The 26,318-nt window shown below is 44.2% G+C and carries 20 protein-coding genes; 11 read left to right on the forward strand and 9 right to left on the reverse strand.

Annotated elements, in window-relative coordinates; all coding sequences use genetic code 11:
• The first annotated feature begins 2 nt into the window (after positions 1-2).
• On the forward strand, positions 3-1,163 hold the full coding sequence (locus tag ACOOEY_RS18785; RefSeq protein WP_420386265.1) for a helix-turn-helix domain-containing protein: 1,161 nt from the start codon (positions 3-5) through the stop codon (positions 1,161-1,163).
• Positions 1,164-1,206: 43 nt separating this feature from the next.
• Here the strand turns inward: ACOOEY_RS18785 and ACOOEY_RS18790 are convergent, their stop codons facing one another.
• Entirely contained in the window at positions 1,207-3,966 is a 2,760-nt protein-coding gene (locus ACOOEY_RS18790; RefSeq protein WP_420386266.1) for a prolyl oligopeptidase family serine peptidase, read from the reverse strand.
• Between the two features lie 158 nt (positions 3,967-4,124).
• Here ACOOEY_RS18790 and ACOOEY_RS18795 point away from each other — a divergent pair, with 158 nt between their 5' ends.
• The 9 genes from ACOOEY_RS18795 (at position 4,125) to paaZ (ending at position 12,515) form a co-directional block, all read left to right on the forward strand.
• The gene (locus ACOOEY_RS18795) at positions 4,125-4,715 is read left to right on the forward strand and encodes a TetR/AcrR family transcriptional regulator (protein WP_420386267.1); all 591 of its coding nucleotides are present in this window, start codon (positions 4,125-4,127) and stop codon (positions 4,713-4,715) included.
• 57 nt (positions 4,716-4,772) lie between these two features.
• Positions 4,773-5,837 (forward strand): 1,2-phenylacetyl-CoA epoxidase subunit PaaE, encoded by a 1,065-nt coding sequence (gene paaE / locus ACOOEY_RS18800; protein WP_420386268.1) that lies wholly within the window; start codon positions 4,773-4,775, stop codon positions 5,835-5,837.
• A 152-nt stretch (positions 5,838-5,989) separates the two neighbouring features.
• The gene (gene paaA, locus ACOOEY_RS18805; RefSeq protein ID WP_420386269.1) at positions 5,990-6,928 is read left to right on the forward strand and encodes a 1,2-phenylacetyl-CoA epoxidase subunit PaaA; all 939 of its coding nucleotides are present in this window, start codon (positions 5,990-5,992) and stop codon (positions 6,926-6,928) included.
• A 214-nt stretch (positions 6,929-7,142) separates the two neighbouring features.
• Entirely contained in the window at positions 7,143-7,427 is a 285-nt protein-coding gene (paaB, locus tag ACOOEY_RS18810) for a 1,2-phenylacetyl-CoA epoxidase subunit PaaB (protein ID WP_420386270.1), read from the forward strand.
• Between the two features lies 1 nt (position 7,428).
• The gene (gene paaC / locus ACOOEY_RS18815) at positions 7,429-8,184 is read left to right on the forward strand and encodes a 1,2-phenylacetyl-CoA epoxidase subunit PaaC (RefSeq protein WP_420386271.1); all 756 of its coding nucleotides are present in this window, start codon (positions 7,429-7,431) and stop codon (positions 8,182-8,184) included.
• The gene (gene paaD / locus ACOOEY_RS18820; RefSeq protein ID WP_420386272.1) at positions 8,178-8,639 is read left to right on the forward strand and encodes a 1,2-phenylacetyl-CoA epoxidase subunit PaaD; all 462 of its coding nucleotides are present in this window, start codon (positions 8,178-8,180) and stop codon (positions 8,637-8,639) included. The genes paaC and paaD overlap by 7 nt, the downstream gene beginning before the upstream one ends.
• A gap of 25 nt (positions 8,640-8,664) precedes the next feature.
• Positions 8,665-9,873 (forward strand): 3-oxoadipyl-CoA thiolase, encoded by a 1,209-nt coding sequence (pcaF, locus tag ACOOEY_RS18825; RefSeq protein WP_420388670.1) that lies wholly within the window; start codon positions 8,665-8,667, stop codon positions 9,871-9,873.
• A gap of 3 nt (positions 9,874-9,876) precedes the next feature.
• Complete coding sequence (locus ACOOEY_RS18830; RefSeq protein WP_420386273.1) at positions 9,877-10,473, forward strand: transferase hexapeptide repeat family protein; 597 nt, start codon at positions 9,877-9,879, stop codon at positions 10,471-10,473.
• Positions 10,470-12,515: a phenylacetic acid degradation bifunctional protein PaaZ gene (gene paaZ, locus ACOOEY_RS18835; protein WP_420386274.1), complete on the forward strand. Its 2,046-nt coding sequence runs from the start codon at positions 10,470-10,472 to the stop codon at positions 12,513-12,515. Before ACOOEY_RS18830 ends, paaZ begins: the two co-directional genes overlap by 4 nt.
• A 266-nt stretch (positions 12,516-12,781) precedes the next feature.
• Here the strand turns inward: paaZ and ACOOEY_RS18840 are convergent, their stop codons facing one another.
• From ACOOEY_RS18840 to ACOOEY_RS18850, 3 genes are all read right to left on the reverse strand, one after another.
• Positions 12,782-14,476 (reverse strand): ATP-binding protein, encoded by a 1,695-nt coding sequence (locus ACOOEY_RS18840; protein WP_420386275.1) that lies wholly within the window; start codon positions 14,474-14,476, stop codon positions 12,782-12,784.
• Between the two features lie 1,167 nt (positions 14,477-15,643).
• Positions 15,644-16,258, reverse strand: a complete 615-nt coding sequence (locus ACOOEY_RS18845; RefSeq protein ID WP_420386276.1) for a hypothetical protein — start codon at positions 16,256-16,258, stop codon at positions 15,644-15,646.
• Positions 16,251-17,507 carry a hypothetical protein gene (locus ACOOEY_RS18850; protein WP_420386277.1) on the reverse strand — a complete coding sequence of 419 codons (1,257 nt, stop codon included), beginning with the start codon at positions 17,505-17,507 and terminating at the stop codon, positions 16,251-16,253. Before ACOOEY_RS18850 ends, ACOOEY_RS18845 begins: the two co-directional genes overlap by 8 nt.
• A gap of 337 nt (positions 17,508-17,844) precedes the next feature.
• On the opposite strand from ACOOEY_RS18850, the gene ACOOEY_RS18855 reads away from it, so the two are divergent.
• Positions 17,845-19,983: a hypothetical protein gene (locus ACOOEY_RS18855; protein ID WP_420386278.1), complete on the forward strand. Its 2,139-nt coding sequence runs from the start codon at positions 17,845-17,847 to the stop codon at positions 19,981-19,983.
• A 181-nt stretch (positions 19,984-20,164) separates the two neighbouring features.
• Here the strand turns inward: ACOOEY_RS18855 and ACOOEY_RS18860 are convergent, their stop codons facing one another.
• The 5 genes from ACOOEY_RS18860 to ACOOEY_RS18880 form a co-directional block, all read right to left on the reverse strand.
• Entirely contained in the window at positions 20,165-21,088 is a 924-nt protein-coding gene (locus ACOOEY_RS18860) for an IS3 family transposase (protein WP_420388627.1), read from the reverse strand.
• A complete protein-coding gene (locus ACOOEY_RS18865) occupies positions 21,088-21,492 on the reverse strand; it encodes a hypothetical protein (RefSeq protein ID WP_420385706.1) in 405 nt (134 codons plus the stop codon). Before ACOOEY_RS18865 ends, ACOOEY_RS18860 begins: the two co-directional genes overlap by 1 nt.
• A 370-nt stretch (positions 21,493-21,862) precedes the next feature.
• On the reverse strand, positions 21,863-23,122 hold the full coding sequence (locus ACOOEY_RS18870) for an endonuclease/exonuclease/phosphatase family protein (RefSeq protein ID WP_420386279.1): 1,260 nt from the start codon (positions 23,120-23,122) through the stop codon (positions 21,863-21,865).
• 87 nt (positions 23,123-23,209) lie between these two features.
• On the reverse strand, positions 23,210-24,262 hold the full coding sequence (locus ACOOEY_RS18875; RefSeq protein ID WP_420386280.1) for an NAD(P)/FAD-dependent oxidoreductase: 1,053 nt from the start codon (positions 24,260-24,262) through the stop codon (positions 23,210-23,212).
• 12 nt (positions 24,263-24,274) lie between these two features.
• Positions 24,275-26,236: a LodA/GoxA family CTQ-dependent oxidase gene (locus ACOOEY_RS18880; RefSeq protein WP_420386281.1), complete on the reverse strand. Its 1,962-nt coding sequence runs from the start codon at positions 26,234-26,236 to the stop codon at positions 24,275-24,277.
• Positions 26,237-26,318: the final 82 nt, after the last annotated feature.

The raw sequence follows: 26,318 nt of genomic DNA on the forward strand, positions 1-26,318 counted from the left end.
TTTTGCCAAAGCTATATGGCAGCCCGCTGACAGGTGTGTCATTTCAGGAAACGGCACTAAAAAGACTGAATATTTTGAGTTTAAGTATCGAAAATGCGCTCGTCATCCTTATTGTTTTCCAATGCCTGATGGCTTTGGTTTTCCTGTTGGGACACAGGGAGAGCAAACCCCTAAGCAGCTATTTTCTGGCCGGACTGTTGGCCATTCTCTTTATTCAGTTCGGTTCGGTCATCTTTGAAATGGCAGGAGTGAAGGGCTGGAATACTTACTACCTCATCTGGAGCAGGTTGCTTTATGGTCCCGTTATTTACTTCTACATCAGAAGTATGGTGGTAAGTGACTTTAGCCTGAAGAAGAAGCACTTACTGCACATTATACCCGGCATTGTACTTCAGGTCCTGGCTTTAACGGTCAATCAGATTGAGGAGAACTGGCTCATTATTACGGTTCAGCTTCAGGTGGTCATTTATCTCATATTCACCTATCGTCTTTTATTCAAATATGGAGAAGCCATGAGGGCTGTGAACTCCGGCTTTCAGAAGGCCATGAGTACCTGGGTCAGGCAGTTCTTCCTGCTGATGCTGGCGGTTATGCTGCTCGATATAGTATTCCAGCAGTTGTTTATCTCTTATGGCATCTATAGCATCCATATTTATGAAGTGCAGTTATTGATGATTCTGATCATGGTTACCACAGCAGTATTCAAGGGACTGAGAAACCCTTTGATTTTTCAAACCGTGACGAAGGAGGAGTTAGGCTTGAGCACCAGTGAAAAGGAGAAGTATAAAAGCTCAAGTTTAAGCGATGATGACCTGACAAACTACAAGGAGAAAGTAATCAGGTTCATGGAAGAAGAACAGGGCTATCTGGAGCCAGAACTCACCCTGGCTGATCTGGCCAAAAGACTGAATCTGACGCTTCGCGATGTTTCCCATGTAATTAACAGCGGCTTTCAGGTCAACTTCTCAGAACTGGTGAACCGATATCGCATTGAGCTGGCCAGCCAAATGCTGTTGGATGAAAAGCATCAGGACCTGACGGTTTCCGAAATCGTTTATGCAGCAGGGTTCAACTCTAAATCCAGCTTTTACAAAGCCTTCAGGAAATCTGTCGGAATCAGCCCGAAAGAATTCAGAGAGCAAAAGGGCATAAAAAAACTGTAGCCGTTGAGGCTACAGTTCTGTTTCACAGGGATGGTTTTGAGGCCTAGTTATCGTCCTCCTTACCATTATACTTGTCCCAGTTCTTCAACATGCGTTGTTGTTCGGCATAAGACTGAGCCTCCTTCATCCAGATAGGAGCCGGATCACCTTTCAGGTAATGCCCGAACCACTGCATAATGCGGTTATGGTAGTCTACCATGTTCTTCTTATTGCGCAGACCGTGACCTTCCTTGGCATAGACCAGCATCACCATTTCCTTACCCGCTCTTCTGGCCGCATTATAGTATTCCACACTCTGTCTCATGTTCACATTCATGTCGTTGTCGCCCGCTTCCAGCAGGATAGGGGTGTTCAACTTGTGCACATTGGTCACCGCTGAGTTCAGCATATAAGCCTCCGGTATTTCATAGGGTGGCTGCACCATTCTTTCCTGGCTCACTTCAAAGTGACCGCTTTCAGGAGCTCCACCAAAGGCAGGGGTAATGGCTCCGTACATGCTCACCAGGTTGGTAAGTCCCGCACCAGCCACGGAAGCTGCAAAAATATCCGTTTCAGTAGGCACAAAAGCCGCCTGGTATCCGCCCCATGAGTGGCCTACCAAACCGACACGTTTTTCATCAACCAGTCCCATTTTAACCACTTCGCCTACCACGGCTTCCAGCGATCGGGCAGAAGAACGACCCGGATCACTCGCTTTAAACTCAATATCCGGTCTCAAGACGAAATAGCCATTCTGCGTAAAGAATCCTGTATTGTAATAATCTTCAACACGCGGTCTTGGGTAGCTGTGAAAGCCACTGCTCAGCTTCTCATAGATATAAGTAACCATCGGGTACTTTTTGCCCGCTTCGTAGTTAGCAGGATAATATAAGATCGCCTGAAGTTCCTTTCCCGCATAGTTGGTATAAGTGATCAGCTCGGCTTTGGTCCAGTAGAAATCGCTTTGCTGCGGATTAGTTTCCGTCAGTTGTGTCTCGCTGCCGGAAGGGGAAGGACGATAGAAACGGTTAGGCGACTCATCGAAGTTCTGCTTCACATACATCATGGCCTCACCCTCCTCGGGGAAAACAAAGCTGCCCAATGACCTCGGTTCAAAGGCAATGGTCTTCATTTCCTTGTCCGGTACCAGGGTGCCATAACCTTCATCTTTAGTGATATCACTAAACAGGCTTATCAGCAGCTCACCCTTTTTGAATTCAGGGTTTCTCCAGTCTTTAGAAATTAATCTATGCTGAAGTTTATCATTCAGGCCATTGGTGAGTTGAGTGAGCTGACCTGATTTGGCCTCTAACAGCCATAAGTCATATTGAGAGTTGATGATGGCCGTTTTTCCATCTTCTGACCAGGCCGAGAAGCCATAAGCCCTGCGCGATGCTGCGGGGTGGTCATCCTCCATATTGAAAAACTGATGACCTGCCGGAAGGGCCAGCTCCTGAGACCTTTGCTCTTTGACATGGTAAAGGAAAAGCTTCTCATCTTTCGCATACACCATATACTCAGAACCGGGGCTCAGTGAATATGCCGCAGAAGTCTTTTCAGCTACTTTGGTTTTGGCACCATTCAGGTCAACCGTGTAAAGGTCACTGAAACCACGGCCGAAGCGGGCTTCAGTGGCATAAGGCGTATTATCTCGGCCCAGGCCAATGCTGTGGGCGCTGTTGAAAGAAACACTTTCCACCAAGTCATCTTCCAGAGCCGTTAAAGTACCCGAGTTCACAGACCAGGCCACCAATCTTGGTTGTTCATCCGACTTCTGGCTGGTAATCTGTTGTTGCGTCAGTACCTGGTCTACATCCGTATGCCATATTTCCACTTCGGGAGCTTCATCAATATTGAAGAATACCTCAGCCTCTTCCTGTGGTAAGTCCGATTTCTTCTGACCTCTGAAGATTTCGAAAAGAATATGCCGGCCATCGTCCATCCAGCGAACTGATCGGCTGCTGGTAATGAAGTGATCTTCCGCCATTTCGGTAACATCCTCGGCCTCCAGTTTCTTCAGGTTCTCATTCTTGGTATTGAGTGTTTGCCAAACCAGAACGTGGTAAGAATCTTCTTCCAGGTCTTCCAATGTGGCTTTTTGTGTAACCATCAGGTCGTTCGATTTTTCTCTCCAGACAGGGTTGCTGAATTCCGCTTCTTCAGTAATCAGGTTGCGGATCTGACCATTGGCAGGGGTGAAGAGTTGCACACCATTACCCACCTTCGTTTTATTATCTATGGTAAAAGCCAGCAGGTCCTGCGTGTCGTGCCAGCTGAAGCCTCCCACATTACTGAAGTAAAATTTGGAACCATCAGACAGCTTCTGAATAATGATTTGACTGCCAGAGCTTTTGTCGTCCTTATCCTTCTCCATGGTAAGGACAGCAAAGTTGCCGGAAGGGCTGAAGCTCAGTCGGGTAGCCTTTTCCAGGTAACTACTGTCTCCAGAGGCCAGGTTCATGAGAATGAGTTTGCGTTCGACCGGTTTCTTCGCCTTTTCCAGTTCCTCTTTCTCTTTAGGACCAGGCTCAATGAAGTAGGCTGCCCATTGCTCATTGTTGCTGAAGCCGGAAAAGATGCCGTTTTCCACCTGCTTCTCGGAGAAATCGGAGAGGTTTTTAATGATCAGTTGTTGAGAACCATCATTTCTATAAATGGAAAGGTTGGCCCATTGGCCTGTTTTGGAAAAACCCGTGGAGCTGGTGGTTTCCCACTTTTCAGCATCCTGCTGGGTCACCAGTTTCTTATCGTTTTGTGCTTGAAGCCAACCACAAAAAATGGTCAGCACTAATGAAATGCTTAAAAATCTAATCTGTTTGAGCATGTTGTAATTTTTGAGTTAATGAATCAGTCCACAAACTGCCAGAACTTGCTCTAAATTCATAGCAATAATTCTCAAGTGGTCAGTTTTGTCCGCTTAATCTGAACGAAAGCATTTGGGTCTGTATGCCTGACATGTCAGGAAATCCGTATTTTTCCGGGATGAAACCAACGGATGGTATTAAATCCCGCAAGCAACAGATCCTCGAAGAAGCCGCTAAGCTATTCAGAACCAGAGGCTTTAAGGGAACTTCGCTGCAACAGATTGCAGAACGTGTGGGCATGGAAGGCCCCAGCCTCTATAACCATATCAGGTCTAAACATGAGTTGCTATCCATTTTGGTGATGACCAATGCCAGGGTTTTCAATGATAGAATCAGTGAAATTCACTCATCCTCACTCAGTTCCATGGACAAAATTGACCGGGTGATTTCCCTGCACATAGAACTGACGGTAGTGAACCCCGATGCCATGTCGCTCATGCTCAGCGAGTGGACACACCTGGAATCTGAAGAAAGAGTAGAATATGTGAAGCTGAGGGATAGCTACGAAAATCAGTTCAAGCAAATTCTGGAGCAAAGCATGTCAGAAGGAGAGGTGGTGAAGATGGATGTGAACTTTATGATGTTTATGATTCTCTCCACCCTGAGATCGCTGTATGCCTGGTGCGCTCGGTATAGAAACTACAATCGGCTTGAAATGGAGACTTACCTCAAGCAGGGTATTCTGAAAGGAATTTTGGCAAAGGTTTAAATTTTTTTCGAACATTAACTAATATTGATTAGTTTTTAACTAGAGTAAATTAGTGTTATGGCATTTTATCCTTTGAAAGTGAAAGACTTAAGCCGGCCAACGGAAGATTCTGTAGCCGTTTCTTTCCAGGTACCGGACAACCTAAAAGAAGAATTCAGGTACATTCAGGGGCAATATCTTACGCTCAGGCAGACCATCAATGGCGATGAAGTACGCAGGTCTTATTCCATTTGTTCATGCCCTTTAGACGATGAGCTGACTGTAGCCATCAAGCGTGTAGAGGGAGGTTTATTCTCCAATTATGCCAATAACGAACTGCAGGTAGGAGACAGCCTGGAAGTGATGCCTCCCAACGGGCGCTTTTACTCTGAATTGAATCCCGATCAGGCTAAGTCTTATGTGACTTTTGCCGGGGGAAGTGGAATTACCCCTATCATCTCTATTATAGAGACTACACTACGCACGGAGCCTGAAAGCGAAGTCACCTTATTCTATGCCAACAGAAAGTCTTCGGCTATTATTTTCCAGGAGAGACTGGAGGCTCTGAAGAACAAATACATGAACAGGTTCAGTATACACCATGTTTTAAGTGATGAGGTGGTTGAGCTGGATTTATATCAGGGCTTTATCGATCAGGAGAAAATCAGGGGATTTGCTCAGCTCTTCTTCGATGTGGAGGCCGTTGATGAATTCTTCACCTGTGGACCGGAACCCATGATGCTCTCCATCAGAGAGTCACTGATTGAACTGGGTGTGCCTACAAAGAAGATACATATGGAGCTTTTCACCTCTCCTTTAGGTAAATTAGGAGGAGGGAAGAAGAAGGAACAAAGCCATGAGAAGGCTAAAAGTGAGGTCACGGTTGTTTTGGACGGCAATAATTATACATTTCCTTATGACTCGAGTGAGTCAATTTTGGATGTGGCCATTCAAAACGGACTGGATTTACCCTTTGCCTGTAAAGGTGGCGTTTGTAGTACCTGCATTTGTCAGGTAGAAGAAGGAGAGGTAGATATGGAAGTGAACTATGCCCTGGAGCCCGATGAGTTGGCCAATGGCATGGTGTTGAGCTGCCAGAGCCATCCGAAAACAGAAAAAGTAAAACTGAATTTTGACGTTTAAGAATACAAGTATCGTTAGCTCCGCCACCATTTGTGCCTGCCTGTCGGCAGACAGGTCCTCACAAATGGATTTGAACCCAGGCTGTGAGGACTTCTGGCAGGATTGGATACATATAGCTTTCAGAATTCATTAGTAAGATAAAATTGTTAGAAATGGATACAGCATTATTGGAACAGCGTTTTAATGAGAAGATCGACCAGGAAGTTCGCATTGAGCCGAAAGACTGGATGCCCGATCATTATCGTAAGACATTGATCAGACAGATTTCTCAGCATGCCCATTCAGAAATTGTAGGTATGCTGCCGGAAGCTAACTGGATCACCCGTGCGCCTTCTTTAAGGAGAAAAGCCGCTGCCCTGGCTAAGGTGCAGGACGAGGCTGGTCACGGACTATATCTCTACTCTGCCTGCGAAACACTAGGCGTAGAGCGCGATGATCTATTGGCCGATCTGCATTCCGGAAAAGCGAAATATTCAAGCATATTCAATTATCCAACCCTTTCCTGGGCAGACATGGGAGCCATCGGTTGGTTAGTTGATGGTGCTGCTATTATGAATCAGGTACCACTTTGCAGAACTTCTTACGGTCCTTATGCCCGAGCTATGGTGAGGGTGTGTAAAGAGGAATCCTTCCACCAGAGACAAGGCTATGAGATTATGCTAACCCTCTGTAATGGATCGGAAGAGCAGAAGAAGATGGCTCAGGACGCCCTGAACCGTTGGTGGTGGCCATCATTGATGATGTTTGGTCCAACCGATGCCGATTCTAAGCATACGGAACAGTCTATGCGCTGGAGAATCAAGCGATTTACCAACGATGAGCTCCGTCAGAAGTTTGTGGACGTGACGGTGCCTCAGGCTGAAATTCTCGGACTCACGGTTCCTGATAAGGACTTGAAATGGAATGAGGAAAGAGGTCACTATGATTTCGGAGAAATCAATTGGGAGGAATTCTTCAACGTCATCAGTGGCAACGGACCTTGCAATAAGCAAAGACTGGATGCCCGCAAAAAGGCCTGGGACGATGGTGCCTGGGTTCGCGAAGCCGCCAATGCTTATGCAGAGAAGAAAGCTAAGAAGAAGGCTGCTTGAATAACTGATTGTCGGGGTGGAGAACCCCGGCCCTAAAGGGTGTTACTCAGGATGTAATCTTAAAGTCTGCCTATTGATAGGCAATGGAAAGTGAACGCAGAATGTAACTTCCCTTCAGGGATTGAGGGTAAAAGCAGCAGACAAAGTAGATGATAAATCGTAATTCGCACATCGTACATCGTAAATCCAACATCTAAAATCTAAAATCAAAAGGATGAACAAGAACTGGCCCCTTTGGGAAATATTTATAAGAAGTAAAGCCGGACTGAACCACAAACATGTGGGCAGTTTGCATGCGGCCGATGCCGAAATGGCTATTCAAAATGCCCGTGATGTCTACACCCGAAGAAATGAAGGCGTTAGCATTTGGGTAGTAGAATCAAAGCACATCCTGGCCTCAGATCCGGAAGATGCTGACCAAATGTATGAACCGGCCAAGGATAAGGTGTACAGACATCCGACCTTCTACAATTTGCCGGACGAACTAAAGCACATGTAAAATGCAGGATCAGAATAAATTCAACTATATCATTCAACAAGCAGACAACTGCCTCATTTTGGGTCAGCGTCTGGCCGAGTGGTGTGGCCATGGTCCCGTGTTGGAGCAAGACATTGCCATGACCAATATCTCGCTCGATTTGATCGGACAAGCCAGACTGCTTTATCAATATGCTGCCGAGATTCAGGAGGAAGGAAAGACAGAAGACGATCTGGCTTATCTGCGCGATGCCTGGGATTTCAAGAACGTGTTGCTGGTAGAACAGCCTAATGGAGATTTCGGAAAGACCATTCTTCGTCAGTTTTTGTACGATACTTACAGCTGCTATTTCTACGAAGCCTTGATGAACTCTTCCGATGAAAGGCTGGCTTCCATTGCGGCCAAGTCGCATAAGGAAACTCTTTATCACATGAAGTGGAGTGGCGACTGGGTTATCCGTCTGGGAGATGGAACCGAAGAGAGTCACGAGCGTGTACAGCAAGCCGTCAATGAGTTGTGGTCTTATAAGGACGAAATCATTACCGCCAATGCAGTAGATGCAGAAGCTTTGGAAAAAGGATACGGTATCTCTCTGGAAGCACTGAAACTGAAGAGGGATGAGAAAATCAAAGCGGTGCTTGAAGAAGCCACTTTGACCACTCCTGACAACGACTATGCGCACAAGGGAGGTAAAGAAGGTGTTCACAGTGAAAACCTGGGCTATATTCTTGCCGATCTGCAATTCTTACAAAGAGCTTATCCGGGAAATCAATGGTAATCGACAAGTCACAGATTCAGCAAATCCTTGAAGAGGTAAAAGACCCGGAAATCCCCGTGATTTCCATAGCCGATTTGGGTATTCTGAGAGATGTGAAGATCACCGATGGCTTTGTTGAAGTCATCATCACACCCACCTATACCGGTTGCCCTGCCATGCTGGAAATTGAGCGTGATATTAACAACGCGCTTAAGAAAGAAGGTATCAACGATTTTAAGATCACCACCGTGCTTACTCCCGCCTGGAGTACTGATTTAATGACCGAGCAGGGGAAGGCCCGATTGAAGGAATACGGTATTGCACCACCCAACCCCGGTAATGAAGAAGATATCGAGTGTCCCAACTGCGGCTCTCATAATACCAAACTAATTAGCCAATTTGGTTCTACAGCTTGCAAATCGCTATTTAAGTGTAATGATTGTCTGGAACCCTTTGACTATTTCAAATGTCATTAGTTGACATCAAATACCTATGGAATCAATGAAGGAAGCTTATATAATAGATGGAATCAGAACTCCGATTGGAAAATTCGGAGGTACCCTGGGAGCAGTAAGAACCGATGATCTGGCTGCTCTGGTAATCAAAGAGCTTGTCAAAAGAAATGAAAACCTCGACCCGGCACTCATCGATGATGTGATCATGGGCTGTGCCAACCAGGCCGGGGAAGATAATAGAAATGTATCGCGCATGGCGCTCTTGCTGGCGGGTTTACCTTATTCCGTTCCCGGAGAAACCGTCAACAGACTGTGTGCTTCAGGCATGTCGGCCATTGTGCAGGCCAATCGGGCCATCAAAGCAGGCGATGGAGACCTCTTCATCTCAGGAGGTGTGGAGAACATGACCAGAGGACCCTGGGTGATCTCCAAATCAGCCAAACCTTTCGGTACTGATAATCAGATGTATGATTCCAGCTTTGGATGGAGGTTCATTAATCCGCAAATGGATAAAATCTATGGAACGGACTCTATGGGTATGACAGCCGAGAATCTGGTAGATATTCATCACATCAGCCGTGAAGATCAGGATGCCTTTGCTTATCATTCTCAAATGAAAGCAGCCGCAGCACAAGCCAATGGCCGATTGGCCGAAGAAATTGTGGCCGTTCAGATCCCTCAGCGAAAGGCAGACCCTATCATCTTCAATCAGGATGAATTCATCAAGGCCAACACCACTAAGGAGATTTTAGCCGGACTAAGGCCTGCCTTTAAAAATGACGGAAGCGTGACAGCCGGAAATGCCTCAGGTCTCAATGATGGAGCCGCTGCCGTGATGGTAGCTTCTGAGAATGCCATCAGGCAACACAACCTGCAACCTAAGGCCAGAATTGTGGCCTCAGCCGTAGTGGGCGTAGAGCCAAGAATCATGGGGATTGGTCCCGTAGAGGCCACCCAAAAAGCATTGAAGAAGGCCGGATTGACCCTCGATCAAATGGATGTGATCGAAATCAACGAAGCCTTTGCCGCGCAATCATTATCATGCACCCGCGCTTTGGGTCTGGCGGATGATGATGCCAGAGTGAACCCCAATGGTGGAGCCATTGCCATTGGCCATCCACTGGGCATGACGGGAGCCAGAATTACTTATTCTGCTGCCCTGGAATTGCAGAAAACCGGAAAGAAATACGCCCTGGCCACCATGTGTATTGGTGTGGGCCAAGGTTACGCCATCATCCTCGAAAATGTAGGCTAATTCATGATCTACGAATTCAACCATATGAAACCTGTTGTGCATGAAAGTGCTTTCGTGCATCCGCTGGCTGCGGTAACAGGCGATGTCATCATTGGTAAAAACGTCTACATAGGTCCCGGAGCTGCCATTCGTGGCGACTGGGGTCGCATTGTCATTGAAGATGGCTGTAATGTACAGGAGAACTGTACAGTGCATATGTTTCCCGGCATCACCATTACCTTGCAGGAAGGAGCCCATATCGGTCATGGTGCCATCATTCATGGTGCACAGATTGGTAAAAATGTACTGGTTGGCATGAATGCCGTCATCATGGATGAAGCTGAAATAGGAGACGAATGCATAGTAGGAGCCCTGAGCTTTATCAAAGCCAATTCAGTCTTTGAAAGAAGAAGCCTGATTGTCGGTAATCCCGCTAAATGCATCAAGGAAGTGAGCGATGAGATGATCGCCTGGAAAACCGAAGGCACCAAACTCTATCAGCAGCTTCCTGCCGACTGCCATGCTTCTTTGAAGGCATGTGAACCCCTAAGAGAAATTGAACCGAACAGGCCGATAGCCTCAGCCGATTATAAAACCTGGAACGAAACCAAAAAGAAATGAGCAACAAAATACCCCATTATATAGCAGGAGAGTGGATTTATGGAGATGGAGACGGTGAAATGCTTCACCATGCCATTACCGGAGCACCCGTAGCAGCCCACACCATTCAGGGCATCGACTTTAAGTCAGCTTATGATTTTGCCAGAAACACAGGAAACCCCGCCTTGCGCAAAATGACTTTCCAGGAAAGAGGTTTGATGCTCAAAGCCCTTGCTTTCCACCTGCTGGAAAAGAAAGAGATGTTCTATGAAACCAGCAAAGCCACCGGGGCCACCCGAATGGATAGCTGGATTGATATTGAAGGGGGTATTGGTAACCTGTTCTCCTATGCCAGCCTGCGTAGACAATTCCCTAATACGCCATACCATGTAGATGGCGATATGGTGCCACTGTCAAAAGGTGGTTCCTTTGTGGGACATCACATTATGGTACCGAAGGAAGGTGTAGCCGTGCACATCAATGCCTTTAACTTCCCGGTTTGGGGAATGCTGGAAAAAGCAGCCGTCAACTGGCTGGCTGGGATGCCTTGTATTGTGAAGCCGGCTGAACAAACCTGCTACCTCACGCAGGTAGTAGTGAAAGAAATTATCGATTCAGGAATCCTTCCTGCCGGAGCCCTGCAACTGGTAGCCGGTTATGGTAATGGTATTCTGGATTATGTGGACTCTCAGGACGTGGTGACCTTTACCGGTTCATTCGATACGGGTAAGAAACTAAAAACATTGCCTCAGATCATTGAGAACTCCGTGCCTTTCAATCTGGAGGCTGATTCCCTGAACTGTGCCGTCCTGGGTGAAGATGCAGTGCCGGGCACACCTGAGTTCGACCTGTTTATCAAAGAGGTTCGAAAAGAGATTACTTCCAAATGCGGTCAGAAATGTACTGCCGTGCGCAGAATCATTGTGCCGGAGAAGCTGGTGGAAGATGTTCAGATGGCGCTGGGCAATGCCCTTGCTAAAACCACAATTGGTGACCCTTCAGTAGAAGGGGTAAGAATGGGAGCCCTGGCCGGCAGAGAACAACTCGCTGAGGTGACCAAAAAGGTGGCTGAGCTGGCCAAAACCTCCGAAATGGTCTATGGTTCTCTGGATAAAATTGACCTGATGGGTGGAGATTGGGACAAAGGTGCCTTCATGTCGCCAATAGTGTTCCTGAATCAGAATCCACTGGGGGTGGAAGAACCGCATAATATTGAGGCCTTTGGTCCGGTAAGTACCATTCTGCCTTATAAAACGATTGATGAAGCCATTGCCATTTCCAAAAAAGGAAAGGGTTCATTGGTGTCCTCCATCACCACAGCCGATAACAAAATTGCTACAGATTACACGGTGGGTGCAGCTTCTCACCACGGCCGAATCCTGGTCCTCAATGAGAATTGTGCTAAAGAAAGCACCGGACATGGTTCACCCATGCCAATGCTGACCCACGGAGGTCCGGGAAGAGCCGGAGGAGGTGAAGAAATGGGTGGAAAACGTGGTGTGATGCACTATATGCAACGTACCGCCATCCAGGGTTCTCCAACCACTTTGACCGAGATTACTCAGCAATACCAATATGGTGGGGAATACAAAGAGCCGGGACAGCACCTCTTCTCCAAGTACTTCGAAGAGCTGGAGGTAGGAGAGACCATCATCACCGCCAAGCGTACGGTGACAGAAACCGATGTGGTGAACTTCGCCAATGTGAGCTGGGATCACTTCTATGCGCATACGGATGAAACCTCGCTGGAAGGCACCACCTTCGAAAGAAGAGTGGCCCATGGTTACTTCGTCCTCTCAGCCGCTGCCGGACTCTTTGTGCAGGCCAAAAAAGGGCCAGTGCTACTGAATTACGGTCTGGAAAGCTGTCGTTTCACCAAACCAGTTTATCCGGGAGCCACCATTGGTGTCCGCCTGACGGTAAAAGAAAAGATTGAGCAGGAGAAGAAGGATGATATCGCCAAAGGCATCGTGAAGTTCCTGGTAGACGTATATGACGAAACCGGAGAAACCGTAGCTATTGCTACTATTCTGACGATGATTAAGAAGAAGGAGCAAGACTAACCGTCATCCTGAACTTGTTTCAGGATCTCCCGAATGAAAACAAAAAACTAGTCTTAGCGGCTCGCTAAGACTTTTTTGTTGGGCGTGGTCTCAGCGAGACGCTAAGACCAGAGGGGTCAGAAGGTGAACGAGCTCGGGTATGAAACATAGGACATTTCGAAGCACTTAGATGTTTGCCCTTAACAAACTTTGATAAGAACCCGAAAACTTGCGCAAACCACTGTCCGCCCTATGTTTTGTACCCAATGTTGAGCTTTCGTACTTTTTTATTCAATATCTCTTTCAAGATTTACAATCATCGGTAAGTTCGATCGAATTGCCTTTCCTGTTACAATCGCATGGTATCTTTTCAAATTAGGCAAAGCTTGTACCAAATCCCGTCCGATATAGTTTCCCAAAAAGCTAAAACTAGTTTCATCAAAAGCTTGGTAACATACAATGGTATTGCATTGTGTGAGGACAGTTTTTGAAACATTAGCCGTCCTTTGAGCAATAACCAATAAACCAACACCATATTTACGTCCTTGTAATGCTACCTGTCCCATTTTGTTTACCACTGCCTTACTATCCCAATCATTAACACCTAAAAAATTACCTTCTGGAACTATGGTGTGAGCTTCTTCAAGCACAAGACAAATTCTCATTGGAGTATTTGCTTCATAGGCTTCTTTGGCTTTCGAAAATATTAAGCTGATAAAGTTTTCAGTAGACTGAATAACACCTACTGTATTACTTACGGTTGGGAGTTCAACTAGTCCAATAGAATCATCTTGTATGGCAAGAAAGGCATCTAAATTACCACTGTTAAGTGAGGTTAATTGTAGTTTCTTTTTCCATTCTCCTGTAAAGTCAATACAAATGACTTTAGTGTCTGTTTTTAGTTTGTCAATTATTTCTCTTGCTAGGAATGATTTCCCTGACCCTGTTACACCAATTAATGCCGTATGATGACTTATAGCTTCATGTAAGTTGATTACTGAAGGAAGAGTTGTATTTGGAATTGTACCCAACTCAAAGTCTGGATATTGATATTGGTCTACTTCGATATCACTAGTGTCTGCTTTGAAAATGGGTGTGTTTATTGATGGAACCCACCCAAACTTTTGAAAGGAAAGAACATCATTTTGCCATTCTCCTAGTTGAATCGCTTCTCCTTCAATAAAGCCTGATTCATTCTTACTTTCCAACTTTTCAAGTTCCGTAGTACCACTCACAACCTGATAAAATAATCTACGACTACCTACTTTTAGCTCCAATAAATCTCCTTCTTGAATATCATCAGTTTGCTTTGAGTACTCAAATTTGATAGTTCCGATAGATGATTTTTCAATTACAACACCAACAAAATCTGTTATTCTTAAAGAATCAGACATATTCTGAATCTCATCAGGTTCTACAGTTTTATAAACTACGTTGCGCTTTAAGTTTGACAAATCATTCTGGATTGTACCTAGCTGAAGAATTTTTATCCACTTCTCTTGATTTAACAAATATGTATCGAATACTATACCCGCAATTACATACGAATCGGAGTCTTGCATTGAATACCTGAAGGTTACAATATCAAACCTTTTAATACTTCTGCTTCTATCTTCAAAAATCTTGGTAAGAAATATTTTCTTTGATTGAACCCCAAATATTTCTCCGATTGCATTTGATTGAAGAGATGTTGTCTCTCGAATAAACGCATTATGAAGTGATTTTGGGTCAATTATTAATACTAATCCCCAAAGAGTAATCATTGAAAAAAGATAACTGTCACTTACTTCTGCCATTATTTCGGATTTGTATAGAACAAGTATGGAGATAAAAACAAAAGAGTAGATAACTTTTCCCCGACCGACAAATACTGCGATATTTTTAATTCTATTGGATAGTTTATTTCTTAAAGAATCTGGACTTTCATTTTCTGATGCAAGAGCAATTGCAACAATTGAAAGGATAATTAATACGTTTATCAAAGTAATTGTCAAATACCAAAGTGATACATTCTTAAATGATGATTGAATTGATAAATAAACCAGTAGAAGGGGTATTGAATTAGTAATTACGTTTTTCGGAGACGAATAATATGGTTCAATGAAAAGGATTGAGAAGAACAACATAAAAAGTCCTGAATAGAACCAAACATTTTTTGTCGAAGTATCAGGTAGTATTGAGTCCGTCAGGAAGTAATGTAATCCAATGAATAATACAATGCTCACTAATAGTAGGATGAATCTATTCGTCAAATAGAACTTTAACTTGTCCATGGCTTTATTGTCTTTCGATTCACGATTGAATTGTTCTTTTTAAGTTTCGTATTTGCAGTCTCGTTGGTTTTTTGTTTAAAGCACAACACTAGCTATACGCCACTGTGGTTGCGGTTATATTCTAATAGATGCTGATTTATTCCTTATAGCATACCAAATAAGGTTGCTATACGCACCTTTTTAGTCTCTCGAAAATCACAGGGAGTTTGTATTCCATGTGTGTGTTTTCCAACCTAAGATAATAAAATCCGCCAAAGCATTTGCATCATGCTTTCTGTATGTCATTCACATAAAAATGGAGGCGAGGTCTTTGGGGGTATGAGTTGCTCAGCATGAGACCAGAATTTTGGTAAGGCTTTTTCCATCCCGAGCGTAGGGAGGGATCTAACTGCTTTTTTGGCTTGGGTAGATCTTTCGTTTCACTCAAGATAGAAAGTCGGATGATAGGGTACAGTACTGCCTTTTTAAGGGTCTGGGGGAAAAAACAGTACCGTCTCTCTAGTGAGATTGCTTCGTCATAAAACCTTGTTATCACAGGTTTTATTTCTCGCAAAGACGGTACCGGGGCGGTCTTGGGCCCCTCTTTCGTTTCGTCCAAGATAGAAAACCAGGAGAGTCAACGGATGTGATAAAGTGATACCCCTTTAGTGGCTAGGGGAGAAATGGCTGCCACAATCAGTGTCCCCACCGATTGATCGACCATGTTGGAGTTTGAGGGCTGGAATCGGATGATTCTGAATATGATTGATGTTTTAAGTTTAGCACTGTATCTCAAGGCTTCTCAGAAGACAGGCTAAGATTTTTTGATTAGTTGGCTGGTCTTAGCGAGACGCTACGACCAGTAAGGGGCAGGGGTGATTTTAGAAGCTGAGCTTGTTATTTGATATCTTTCGATTTTGGTGGCAGTTCATAATAAATTGTTTCCATTAGCAGAATTCGATTACCATATCGTTCGATGGATTTCATAGTTAATAGTAGTTTTAGACACTCTTCAAATTCAGGTTCCTCCAATTTTTCTAAATTATTCTTTTCTAATCTGTTGTTGGTTTCGTGCAGTAAATCAGAAATACCCATACTAAAGTAAGTCTTGGATTTTCCTGAGTCCCACAAGACAAGGAGAATTATTGCATGATGAGCCTCTAAGTTGACCTTAGATAAATCAAATAACTCTTTAATGATAAGCAGGCCGGCAAATGGAATTAACCAATTACTTGATGCAGAAGAAGCTCCAGCAAACACAATATTCGGGATGGCATTAAAAAGTCTTCCCCAATTCAACAGTATATTCCCTGTTTTATGACTAGTTACTTTCTTTTTATCCGATGAGACCCTTACTATCTCAGCCTTATTGATTTGTTCAGCTAAGTCTTGAGCGATTAAAACATCTGAAACCTGCTTGATTTGAGGCTGAGTAAGATGAGCGTATATTTCTTTCTCTGATATTGAGCTAAGTATTTTTTCATAGCTGAATAGGTCATTTTTCTTACCCATCTATTGAATTATTATATCTGTGTATTGAGTGTTCGACTAAGTTTTCTATAACACATTGAAGTCTAAAGTAAGTTGATTCATATCTTGAATTCATTTCTTTTAATTGATGGTAGAGTAAAGAAAAGCGATCAGAGCTAGGAGGATGTGTGTCTTCAACAGTCGTTGAAACATCAAAAGCTTCGTTAAAATCTTCGATGATTTGAGCACTTGAAAAGAACAATTGAATACCATTCAATAGCCATCTTTCATAATCTTCATTCGGTAAAAAGGGATGAGCATGAGAGCCAAAGGAAACTATTAAGTTACCAATTCCCGCAATATCAGCTGCGAATTCCATCATATGATCTCTTTTTCCAAAGTCCATTTTTATTCCTTGGGGTAATGCATTTGATGTTTCCCAATTCATAAGGTGACCATCTAAAATGTGGTTATACTCATGGCCTATTATAAATACCTCAGCTCCGATGGTCATAATTTCAGATAGTATCCGTTCTGGACCAGCGAATTTTTCCACTTCATATTCAAAATTACTTTCGATATTATAGTAGTCAAAAATAGCAGCTAAGAATGAGTCAAGTAAGTATTCGTTTTGTTTAGACTTTAAAACATCTTGAACCATCGTGTCATATTGTTCTTTCCATTCATCAGTTTCTGTGTTAAGTTTCTTTAATGATTCTGGTGTTACTGATGTTTCAGCTTTCACTATAATTCGTGCCATTCTCGATAGAAATTGAGGTACGTTACGATTTAGAATAACAATATAGTCTTCTCCTTTGCCTACTCTAATTGCTGAAGCGTTGAAGCTAGTATCTGGTAATGAGCCAAATGCTATACTTTCATATTTGGCAAGATACTCTTTTGATTTATCAGGGTCTTTTGTTGACATCTCACCAAATAGATGTCGAATCCCTTTATCAGCAATTTTTCTGGCTTGTTCTATAGTTGCAATGAAAATTGGACTTTCATATTTGGAGTAATTGCGTGAGTTGTTTTTTAAATCAGAAATTAGTTTTTCGCGTTGTTTGTTGAACAACTCAGAAAACTGGGGAAAATCTTTAATTGATTTACCTCCTAACGAAAATATTTCTTCCAATATTCTTACAGAACGCTGATAGGTTTTATTATCTCTATTTTCTATGAACCCTTGTTCTGAATCTCTCATTGCTTGGTTTAACAATGGATGTTCTCTTTGATCATACATCATTTTCAATTGTAGATCTTCCAAATATTGTATTGCCCTTTCGTTCATTGATTTTTTGATAGATAACGTTAACTAAGCGCCACTATGGTGGCAGTCATATTCTTATAATCGCTTAAAAATTCCTTATTGCCAACCAATATGGTAAGCTATAGGCACCTTTTTAGTCTCTCGAAAATCACGGGGAGTTTGTATTCCATGTGTGTGTTTTCCCACCTAAGATAATAAAATCCGCTAAAGCATTTGCATCATACTTTCTGTATGTCATTCACATAAAAATGGATGTGAAATTTTGATAAGGGCATGAATCTTCTTTTTTTGAAAAGAGGCTTGACTAAACATGGCTATCGTCTGATAGCCAACACATTGTTATACCATTCAATCAACCATGAAGTCTCTTTCTTATTTAGGAATTTTTCTATGCCTTTGTTTTATCCAGTCTCGAGCCCTGCAGGCCCAAAGCTTTGAGGAGAAATTAGAAGCGGCCCAAAAAGTAATTGGCAAAGAGTATTGCCATCCGGATGCACTGGCTTTTGCTAAAATGGTGGGTAAAGATGAGCATGTCTTTGAGAGGGCTATTCAAAGATTGCTGGTAGAAGAGCCGGAGCTGTGTTGGGATGAAGCTGAGACGGAAGGCCGACTCAAATCCAAAGGAGACTGGCCAAACGCTTTGAACGTGAATGTGCTGGTAAAGGATTGCCGGTTTTATATCTCCTATATCCGCTTTAATGTGGGAGATGAATTTCGCCATTGTGAGCTGAGTGAAGACAACACAGAACTACCCATAATCAGTGAATCATACGAATTGGAAAGGTCTTTTGCGGTGAATAACGAGACACAGATCTATCAATTGGTGGAGTATTCCGACCCCAATGATTCCCCAAAAGTCTGGAAGAAAAGGGCTATAGAAGAATATGAGGCCTGCCATGGCAAGCTTCCCAGGAAAGCAAAGATCATTTCATCCATTCTTTTTGAGTTGAATGAAGAGGAATCCACCCTCTCGGAGGCGTCTGGTGATAATTGCTTGAGTCCGCTTTATCAATTTCAAAATAGCACCCTTTACAGGGCCATTGGTGAGCATGTAGTGGAATTGGATGACTATTTAAATTCGGCTTCCGATGAAATATTTGAGCGTGATAGTGTGCCAACCGATGAGAATTTCAGAAATGAGCTCATAGCCCGATGGTCAGAATATAATGTTTACCGGGCAGACAGATATAAAGGGTTTAATGGGTTTTATGGCCTGGCCCATGGAAACAACACGGCAGGTAGGTCCTCCGGTTATTTTCTGGAGGGTAACTTTGTGCTGGGCCTGCCGCATGGCATCATGCATGTTACCAATGGAGAGCGCTTGGGCGATGATCTGCTTTTTCATTATGGGGAAGACATCACCTACCGTGATACCCTTACCCATGAAGACAAGGTCTTCATTGCTGCATTGGATGATGAGGGAAGCATCATAGACGGCCCGGTGATCATCAAAAAAGCAGATGGTAGTACCATCTGGACTATTTTTGAGAACCAGCGACCAAAGGAATTTCATACGCTCTACTATCCGGACAGCGCCAGGTACACAGGTGAATTGGATGAAGAATTCAGGCCTCATGGCACTGGTGAATATCGGTACAATAACAAGACCTTGAGAGGTTTTTCTTCGTTCAGCGGAACCTTTAACCATGGGAAGGTCTATCCTGATTCACTCTATCTTGTGAGTGTAAAAAAAGGAGAATGGTCTTTCTATACCCATTTGGATGATGATTTGCTGCCACATTCTCCAGAGGAATTCAGCGTATACGCGGTTAACCCCTCCAACAAAGAGGATGAAGCTTGGGTCAGCTTCGATCATGGCGAACCAGGAGAGGCCATTATTCAATACAAGTCGAATGTTTACGCTGAATCCTTAGAGATTAAACCAAAAGACTATCGCGGAGAGGTGAACAGACAGCTGGAGCCATCAGGGCAAGGAAGGATGACGGTTTATGAAAGTGGAACCTATCTCAATTTTTATGAGGGACCATTTTACTCTGGAGATCCATCGAAAAAGGATGGAAAATGGCGTTACGAGCTTTACAGTAGAGAAAGAGCGCGTTTTGAAGCCGAAGAAGAAAAGGTTTCAGATCTGGTCTCGGCTTTGAAAGGCCGATATGGAGGCGGTTTGGAGAAGCTGAAAGGTGTTACGGATGTCACTCAGGTATCTAATAAGATTTTCCTGAACCGCGATGTTAACGATTTTGACAAGCGCCTGATTCTGGTAGTCATTGACCGGAGCAAAACAGCGAGTTCTCTCCATTCGGTAGGGGCCTTTTACAAAGGGCAGGTCAAATTCACGGGCTTCCCTGATATTCGGGAAACGATCACGCTGAGTCCGAATGAGGATGGTTATCCCTTTGCAACGATCAGCTTCAACCGACTGCCTCAGGAAGATATAGCCGCAGCACCCAGGTTAGGTATCACCAAAATGATCTACACCATTACCGCTAATTCTCAATTCCCCAATCTGGAGATTTATATTCTGAATGACAAGTAGCTTCTCCGGCTTAGGTGGCTCTTTGGTTCCACCCAGTATAGAAAGACAGATGAGTTAACGGATGTGATAAAGTCATACCCCTTTAGGGGATAGGGGGAGAAACCTACTGACTCGTCCTGACTCGTCCTAAAATAAGTTTACAGATTTGACTTATAGTTTTCTAATGATAATACAATAATAGTTAATCCTGATATTGGTTTACAGTTGGTTTGTTATTTGGGTAATAGTTCTTCCACTTTCTTAATACTTCTATGTTCTTTGACTGGTGTATCTCTGAAGGGATCCTATTGTTAATACTCATATGAGGCCTTTCACTGTTATAAAGCCTTATGGTTTGCCTAAGTAGTTTTCTTGCTTGTTTAAGGCTGTTGACTTGGTAGTTTTCTAAGTATTCCCCTTTTATGATTCCGTTAATCCTCTCAGCTACAGCATTCTGTTTTGGGTCTCCGTTTTCTGTCATGCTGATTTTAACCTTGTGTCTTTTCAGAACCTTGACATACTCACCGCTGCAATATTGCAACCCTCTATCTGAGTGATGTATGAGGCCATTTAGAGAACCTGTTGCTTCCCGAATTGCCATCTTCAGTGCTTTGACCGATGCTGCTGCTTCCAGAGTTTTATCTACCCTAAAGCCTACTATCTTATGTGAGTATGCATCGGTAATAAAACTGATATACAGATATCCTATGGAGGTTTTCCAGTAGGTGATGTCGCTTACCCAAAGTTGGTTTACCGATAATGGGGCGAACTCCTTAATCAGGTTTGGATACTTGCGAAGCCAGTGAAAAGAGTTGGTAGTACGCATTCTGTTTTTCCTTCTTCTCACCAATAGGCTATTGGCCGCTAATAGATCGAAAAGGGCATCTCTACCCATTTTAATCTGATGATCAAGCATAAATGGTTCTAGGAGTTGGTATAACTTTCTGGTTCCTATACATGGGTGCCGTTTTCGGATCTGCATTACCTGCTTGACAACAAGCTCCTGTTCAAAGGTCTTCTCTTCCCAAAACCAGTAGTGCTGATAGTATGATTGCCTGGTCACACCAAATAACAAGCATAAACGCCCCAGAGCAATGCGTTGATGCCTTTCCTTTAAGGTGGTAATTACTTGGTGCCTGACTTTTTTCTAATCGGTATTTTTAGCTCCTTTTCTGCAATGTCGATCATCAACTCATAGCCTTCGGCCTTGAGTTTGGCCATTTCTAGCTGCTTTTCAAGTTCCTTGATCTTACGCTGAAGTTCTGCTGGGTCTTTATCGTCTGTAGGTTTGTTCAATGTGCCCATAGGTTGTCCAAATGAAGGTAACAGTATTTGTTGTCTTGACACAGCATCTTCAACATAACCTAACTTTCGCATCCAGTTCAATAACTGACCGTGTTCTTCATCTTGGCCGGTGTACTTCTTCCATATCTCTGCTTTACTCAAATCTCCTGAAAGGTACTCCTTAATCATTTCCTCACGCTCTATCCATGAAATTGAGCCTCCATGCCTAATCTTGTTTTTGTCCATTTTCTCTTAATAGGTTGGTGTAAACCTATTTCAGGACAAGACACTCCAGTGAGATTGCTTCGTCATAAAACCTTGTTATCACAGGTTTCATTTCTCGCAAAGACGGTACCGGGGCGGTCTTGGGTACCTCTTTCATTTCACCCAGGATAGAAAGACAGATGAGTTAACGGACCCGATACAGTACTGCCCCTTTAGGGGTTAGGGGAGAAAACCGGCATCGTCTCTAGTGAGATTGCTTCGTCATAAAACCTTGTTATCACAGGTTTTATTTCTCGCAAAGACGGTACCGGGGCGGTCTTGGGCACCTCTTTCCTTTCACTCAAGATGAAAACGCAGATGAGTCAAATACCCCAAAGCAACTCTAATCTTCTCAAGTAGCCAACCGAGTTTTAAGCTTGTCCAGATACTGGTTAGAGAAATCTACTTTGAGCTCTACCCAAAGCAAGAGGTGGTCCGACATTTGCCATGTACGCCAGTTATTCCGATAATAGACGGCCTTTTCTTCATGGGTTCTGGGCTGTCCTTTTTTACGTCCCTTGTCGTGGAAGTCTCTTACATTGGTGTTTTGCATCAGATCATGGTAGACATCTAATTCATCGTCTTTGAATACGTACTTCGAAAAATCGAAGACGCCACTGTTAGGTTGACTGTCGCCTAATTGCAGGTGGTCTTTTTGTACACGGAATGCAATCTGATCATAATACATGTCTCCCTTCAGGTTACTCTTATAAACCCCCTGAGGAACTGTAAAGCCATGCTTTTTGAGGGGTTTGAAAGTGTCATCACTTGGGCTGACAATATTGAAGTCTCCCAGCATAATGTAGTTTTCACCGTCTTTCAGAGACCTTTTCTTCAGGTATCCGCAAAGTTTATCGATCTCACGGATTCTTCTGTCTTTACCAACACCACTGGAAGAACCGTAGTAGAGGTGCACAGTACACAGGTTAAATTTAAACCAGCCAGACTGAAATGAAACCAGAAAAGGAGTGCGGGCGAACTGCCTTTGCTGATATATCTCCTGACCTTCCGGTAAGTCGATTTTATGTTTACCCACTTCCAGGTTGATTTTTTCACCTTTATTGAAGCTGATCTTCTGTCCATTGGGCAAGGTAAGTTCAGAGTTTTCCGTAAACTCAATTTCATGCTCTTCGGGTAGTTCAATGGTAGATTTTCTTCCCTTGATCTGATCGCGGTAACCCAGTACAATTTCACCGGCAATGTTCCTGAAGAGGATTTTACGTTTGTCGTAGATATAGGCCAGGCGTTCACCATTACCTCCAAGGTCCTTCTCCGTCATATCGGTTACGATAAAGTCCCAATTATCCTTGCCCAGAATTTTGACGACCTTCTTCAAAGGGGTCAGGTCTTCATTGACTTCCTGAACAGCAATGAGGTCGAAACTGGAAATAATCTCAGCGATATAGTAATAGGACTCAGGTATTCGAGGCCCTTGTCCGAATTTATTGCTATCGAAATCCCGGATATTCCAGGTGGCTAGCAGTAGGGTGTCTGTGGCTGTTTTGGCAGGGATTTCGGCATCCAGGCCTGCTCTGAGATCAATCAGTCTGTCGACAGCCCGTGGAGCAAAGTCTTTATTGCTGCTGTATTTGAGAGGTACATAAAAAGGCATTGTGTTGTGCTTTTAGGTTAACAAATGAATGAAGAATATAATCAGGGAAAGATGAAGTAGTCATACTAAATGTAAGCAAATTTTCCGTTAAAGGGGAGCCTTCAGAACCTGCCTTTCTTTAGCATAGTGTTGAAAAGCAGCCCATAGCACGGCTTCATAGGAAGCCAAAGCCTGCATATCACCCTCGAAATATTGGTGAATAGCGCCTGAGGCATCTCGTGCCGAAGCCAAAGCCATGGTGATGCCATGGGAAGCAATAGGGTCATAGGTAAGGGCAGCATCGCCTATAGCCACCCAACCTGGCCCATGGAGTTCTTCCAGAATACTGCTGTGAGCAGCCACTATGCCCGGTTGTGTAATCAGTTGGCCTTTGGCCTGATCAATTCTTTGCTTCGTTTGACGGCTTTGCTCCAGGAGATTCTCCCATACCTGAGGTTCAGGCTGACCTGAGAGTTTCAGGTCTTCGGGTGAATAGAAGAAGGCCGCTGTCATTCTGTTACCGGGGATAGGGGCAGTATACCACCAGCCTTTGTCGGTAGTTTCTACAAGGGTTCGGGTGTCCTGAAAGTCGGGAGATATTTCCAGAAAACTGACGAGTGCCAGCTGTTCCGCTTCATAAAGCCGCTCAATTCCGAGCTGACGGGCCAGCCAGCTATTCCTTCCGCTGGCATCTATGATAAAGTCTACTGAAAGATCCCGGTTTGGCTGTCCAGATTGCAGGATCAATTGCCATTGGCCGTTTTCATAGTGGTGTGATTCTAGGGTAGTGTCGGGTAGAAATTCTGCGCCAACGGCCATAGCCTTTTCCAGCAATAGACGATCGAAGGCTACTCTGTCCAAATGCCAGCCATAACCTATGGGGTGTTGGAGGAAGTCATGGTGTGTGGGTTCATGACTGTACCAATAGCTGATATTGCCATAGCACTTGAGATGAGGTCCTGAGCAAAATGCTTCCCAAACCTCTAACTGCTGAAGTAAGCCGGCAGCATCGGGGGGGAGGCTTTCGCCTACTTTAAAAGCACCGGTACTGACGGGATTCTGCCTGTCCATCAAGACAACCTCAAAGCTGAGTTGCTTCAGAAATATAGCAGCCGCACAACCTGCAGTACCGGCACCTAATACCAGAATTTTCCGGTTCATCAATCTTTCAACCTAGCGTAGTAATCGCGGATTAACATCAACCCAATCCGGCCGTTTGGTAGATTCCACCTGACTGGCTGCCAAAGACCTTGCTTTTGGCTTTTTATCGATACTTCGGCCACTTTCTACCCATACTTCTTCCGGGAATAAATCAGGGTCACTTTTCAATGGCTTTTTAAGAATGATACCGATTTTGTACCATTCCTCAGTGAATTTGGTCACGCCTTTCATACGTTCCGTGATCGAGCTTCCACCAATGAATTCTCCATTCTCAGTGAAGATATAGCCACGTAACCATTTCTTTCTGGCCGATGGACTAAAGGCCTTGATTTTATCCTCCTTAGTAGTTTTAGAGCTCTGAAGCTTCTTGAAGTCTTCTTCAGTCAGGACATCATTAGGCACTCTGGCTGGCCAAAAGGTAGGCAGGTATTCACCGGCATAGGCACGGTAAGAAGAAAGGCAGCTAGAGGTATCCGATTGCCATGGAACAGCCATCCATCGGGTAATATCTCCCGGGGAGCTACCATCCAGCGGTCCGCCTTTTCCCAGAGCGATTTCTGAATCGAGGGCTACGCCAAAATCATCCTGTACTTTCTTTCTGCGCTTGATCCGCCATGGGTCTTTTTTGCTGAACATAATGGCATTTCGCATGGGCCAGGTGAATTCACAACCAGGGTGAAAAGGTCCACCTAAAGTTTCTTCCAGAGCTGATTCTGTCAGGCCATTGGCTTGTTCTTCCGGACTCATCTGATCCCATGACTTCGGTACTACAGGCTGGTCTTCAATAAACTTGCCCATTGCCCATTGCTTGAGATGATAATACTGAAGCTCTGTGACAGCATACCAGTTTCGCGGATCCGTAGAGTTCATATTAAAGGTGACAGCATCACCGTAGAGTGGAGGCCAGGCTTCAGCCTGCATTTCGGTATAAGTCGGATCCCTAAAGGATTCCAGTATGGTCTGCCTGAAAGGCCTGTTCTTTTCACTTTTGTCATTGAGTCTGGCCAGTAACAGGTCATTGTCAAATTCATAAGCACTTCCCCAACCGAATTCTCTGCTGACTCCGGCATTCACCCATTGGTTTTGTGTCAGGTGCTGAAGGGTTGGGTAAACATTTTTATAGAAGCTGGTTTTGCCTGGCTTGTGCGTACCGTTTCGATACTGTACATCCTGTAATAACTCATAGCCTGTTGTAAAGGCCTGTACACCCACAGCGTAATTGGGGGGAGCAACCACCACCCAGGCACCTTGCGCCTCCATGGTGACTTTGTTCTTGCCTTCGCCCCAGCTGACGGTAGCATCTACCGGACCGTCAGAAGTGTCATCATGCCAGCCTTCGTTGTTGGCAAAAGTGGTGAGAGGCTTATTTTCAAAACTGGCGGAATGACCTCTTCCACCTAAGAAGAGCAGCCTGCCTGAATCATCTGTTCTTAGCTCTCCCAGGTAAACGGAAGTTTGCTTCTTACCGATTTTTCCTTCAAAGACATAGCCTTTTCCATTTCCCTTTTTGTTGGTGTTTTTACCCGTGATATGTCTAGCCTTCGCTTCAATTATTAGCTCCTTTCTCGGACCATCGTAGTACAGGTTTCGCTTTTGACACAGTAGAGGTGAGGTTCGTGGATTTTGTGGATTGCCATCCATATCGTAGTAACCCTGAGCGGCAGGAATGTCCAGCGCCAGATCGAATTGATACCAGGCAGCTTTTTTATTGGCCACATCTACGCACCAGTCGATATTAACTCCGTGGCTTTCATTGAGCTCACCGAGAACATTGCCCTTGGCATCTAATCCGAAAATGTGGAATTGTGCGGCCTGACGTTTGATTCTACCTTGTGCATCACGGAAATCATCAGGGTCCTGAGCCGTAATACCGGGAATAGTTGGCCCTACAAAGAATTCATCGGGGCTATTGCCCACTCTGGCTATACCAATACTTGGGTAAATAGCCACTTGTTTGACTTTACTTAAGTCCATATTGCATGTGTTTGGAGTGAAGAATGTTTTTACACTGATTAAGATATCAAAATTTTGTCAGGTAAGCCCCACCAGAGATGAG

Origin of the sequence: Roseivirga sp. (genome assembly GCF_965216855.1) — a bacterium.
Classification (GTDB): domain Bacteria; phylum Bacteroidota; class Bacteroidia; order Cytophagales; family Cyclobacteriaceae; genus Roseivirga.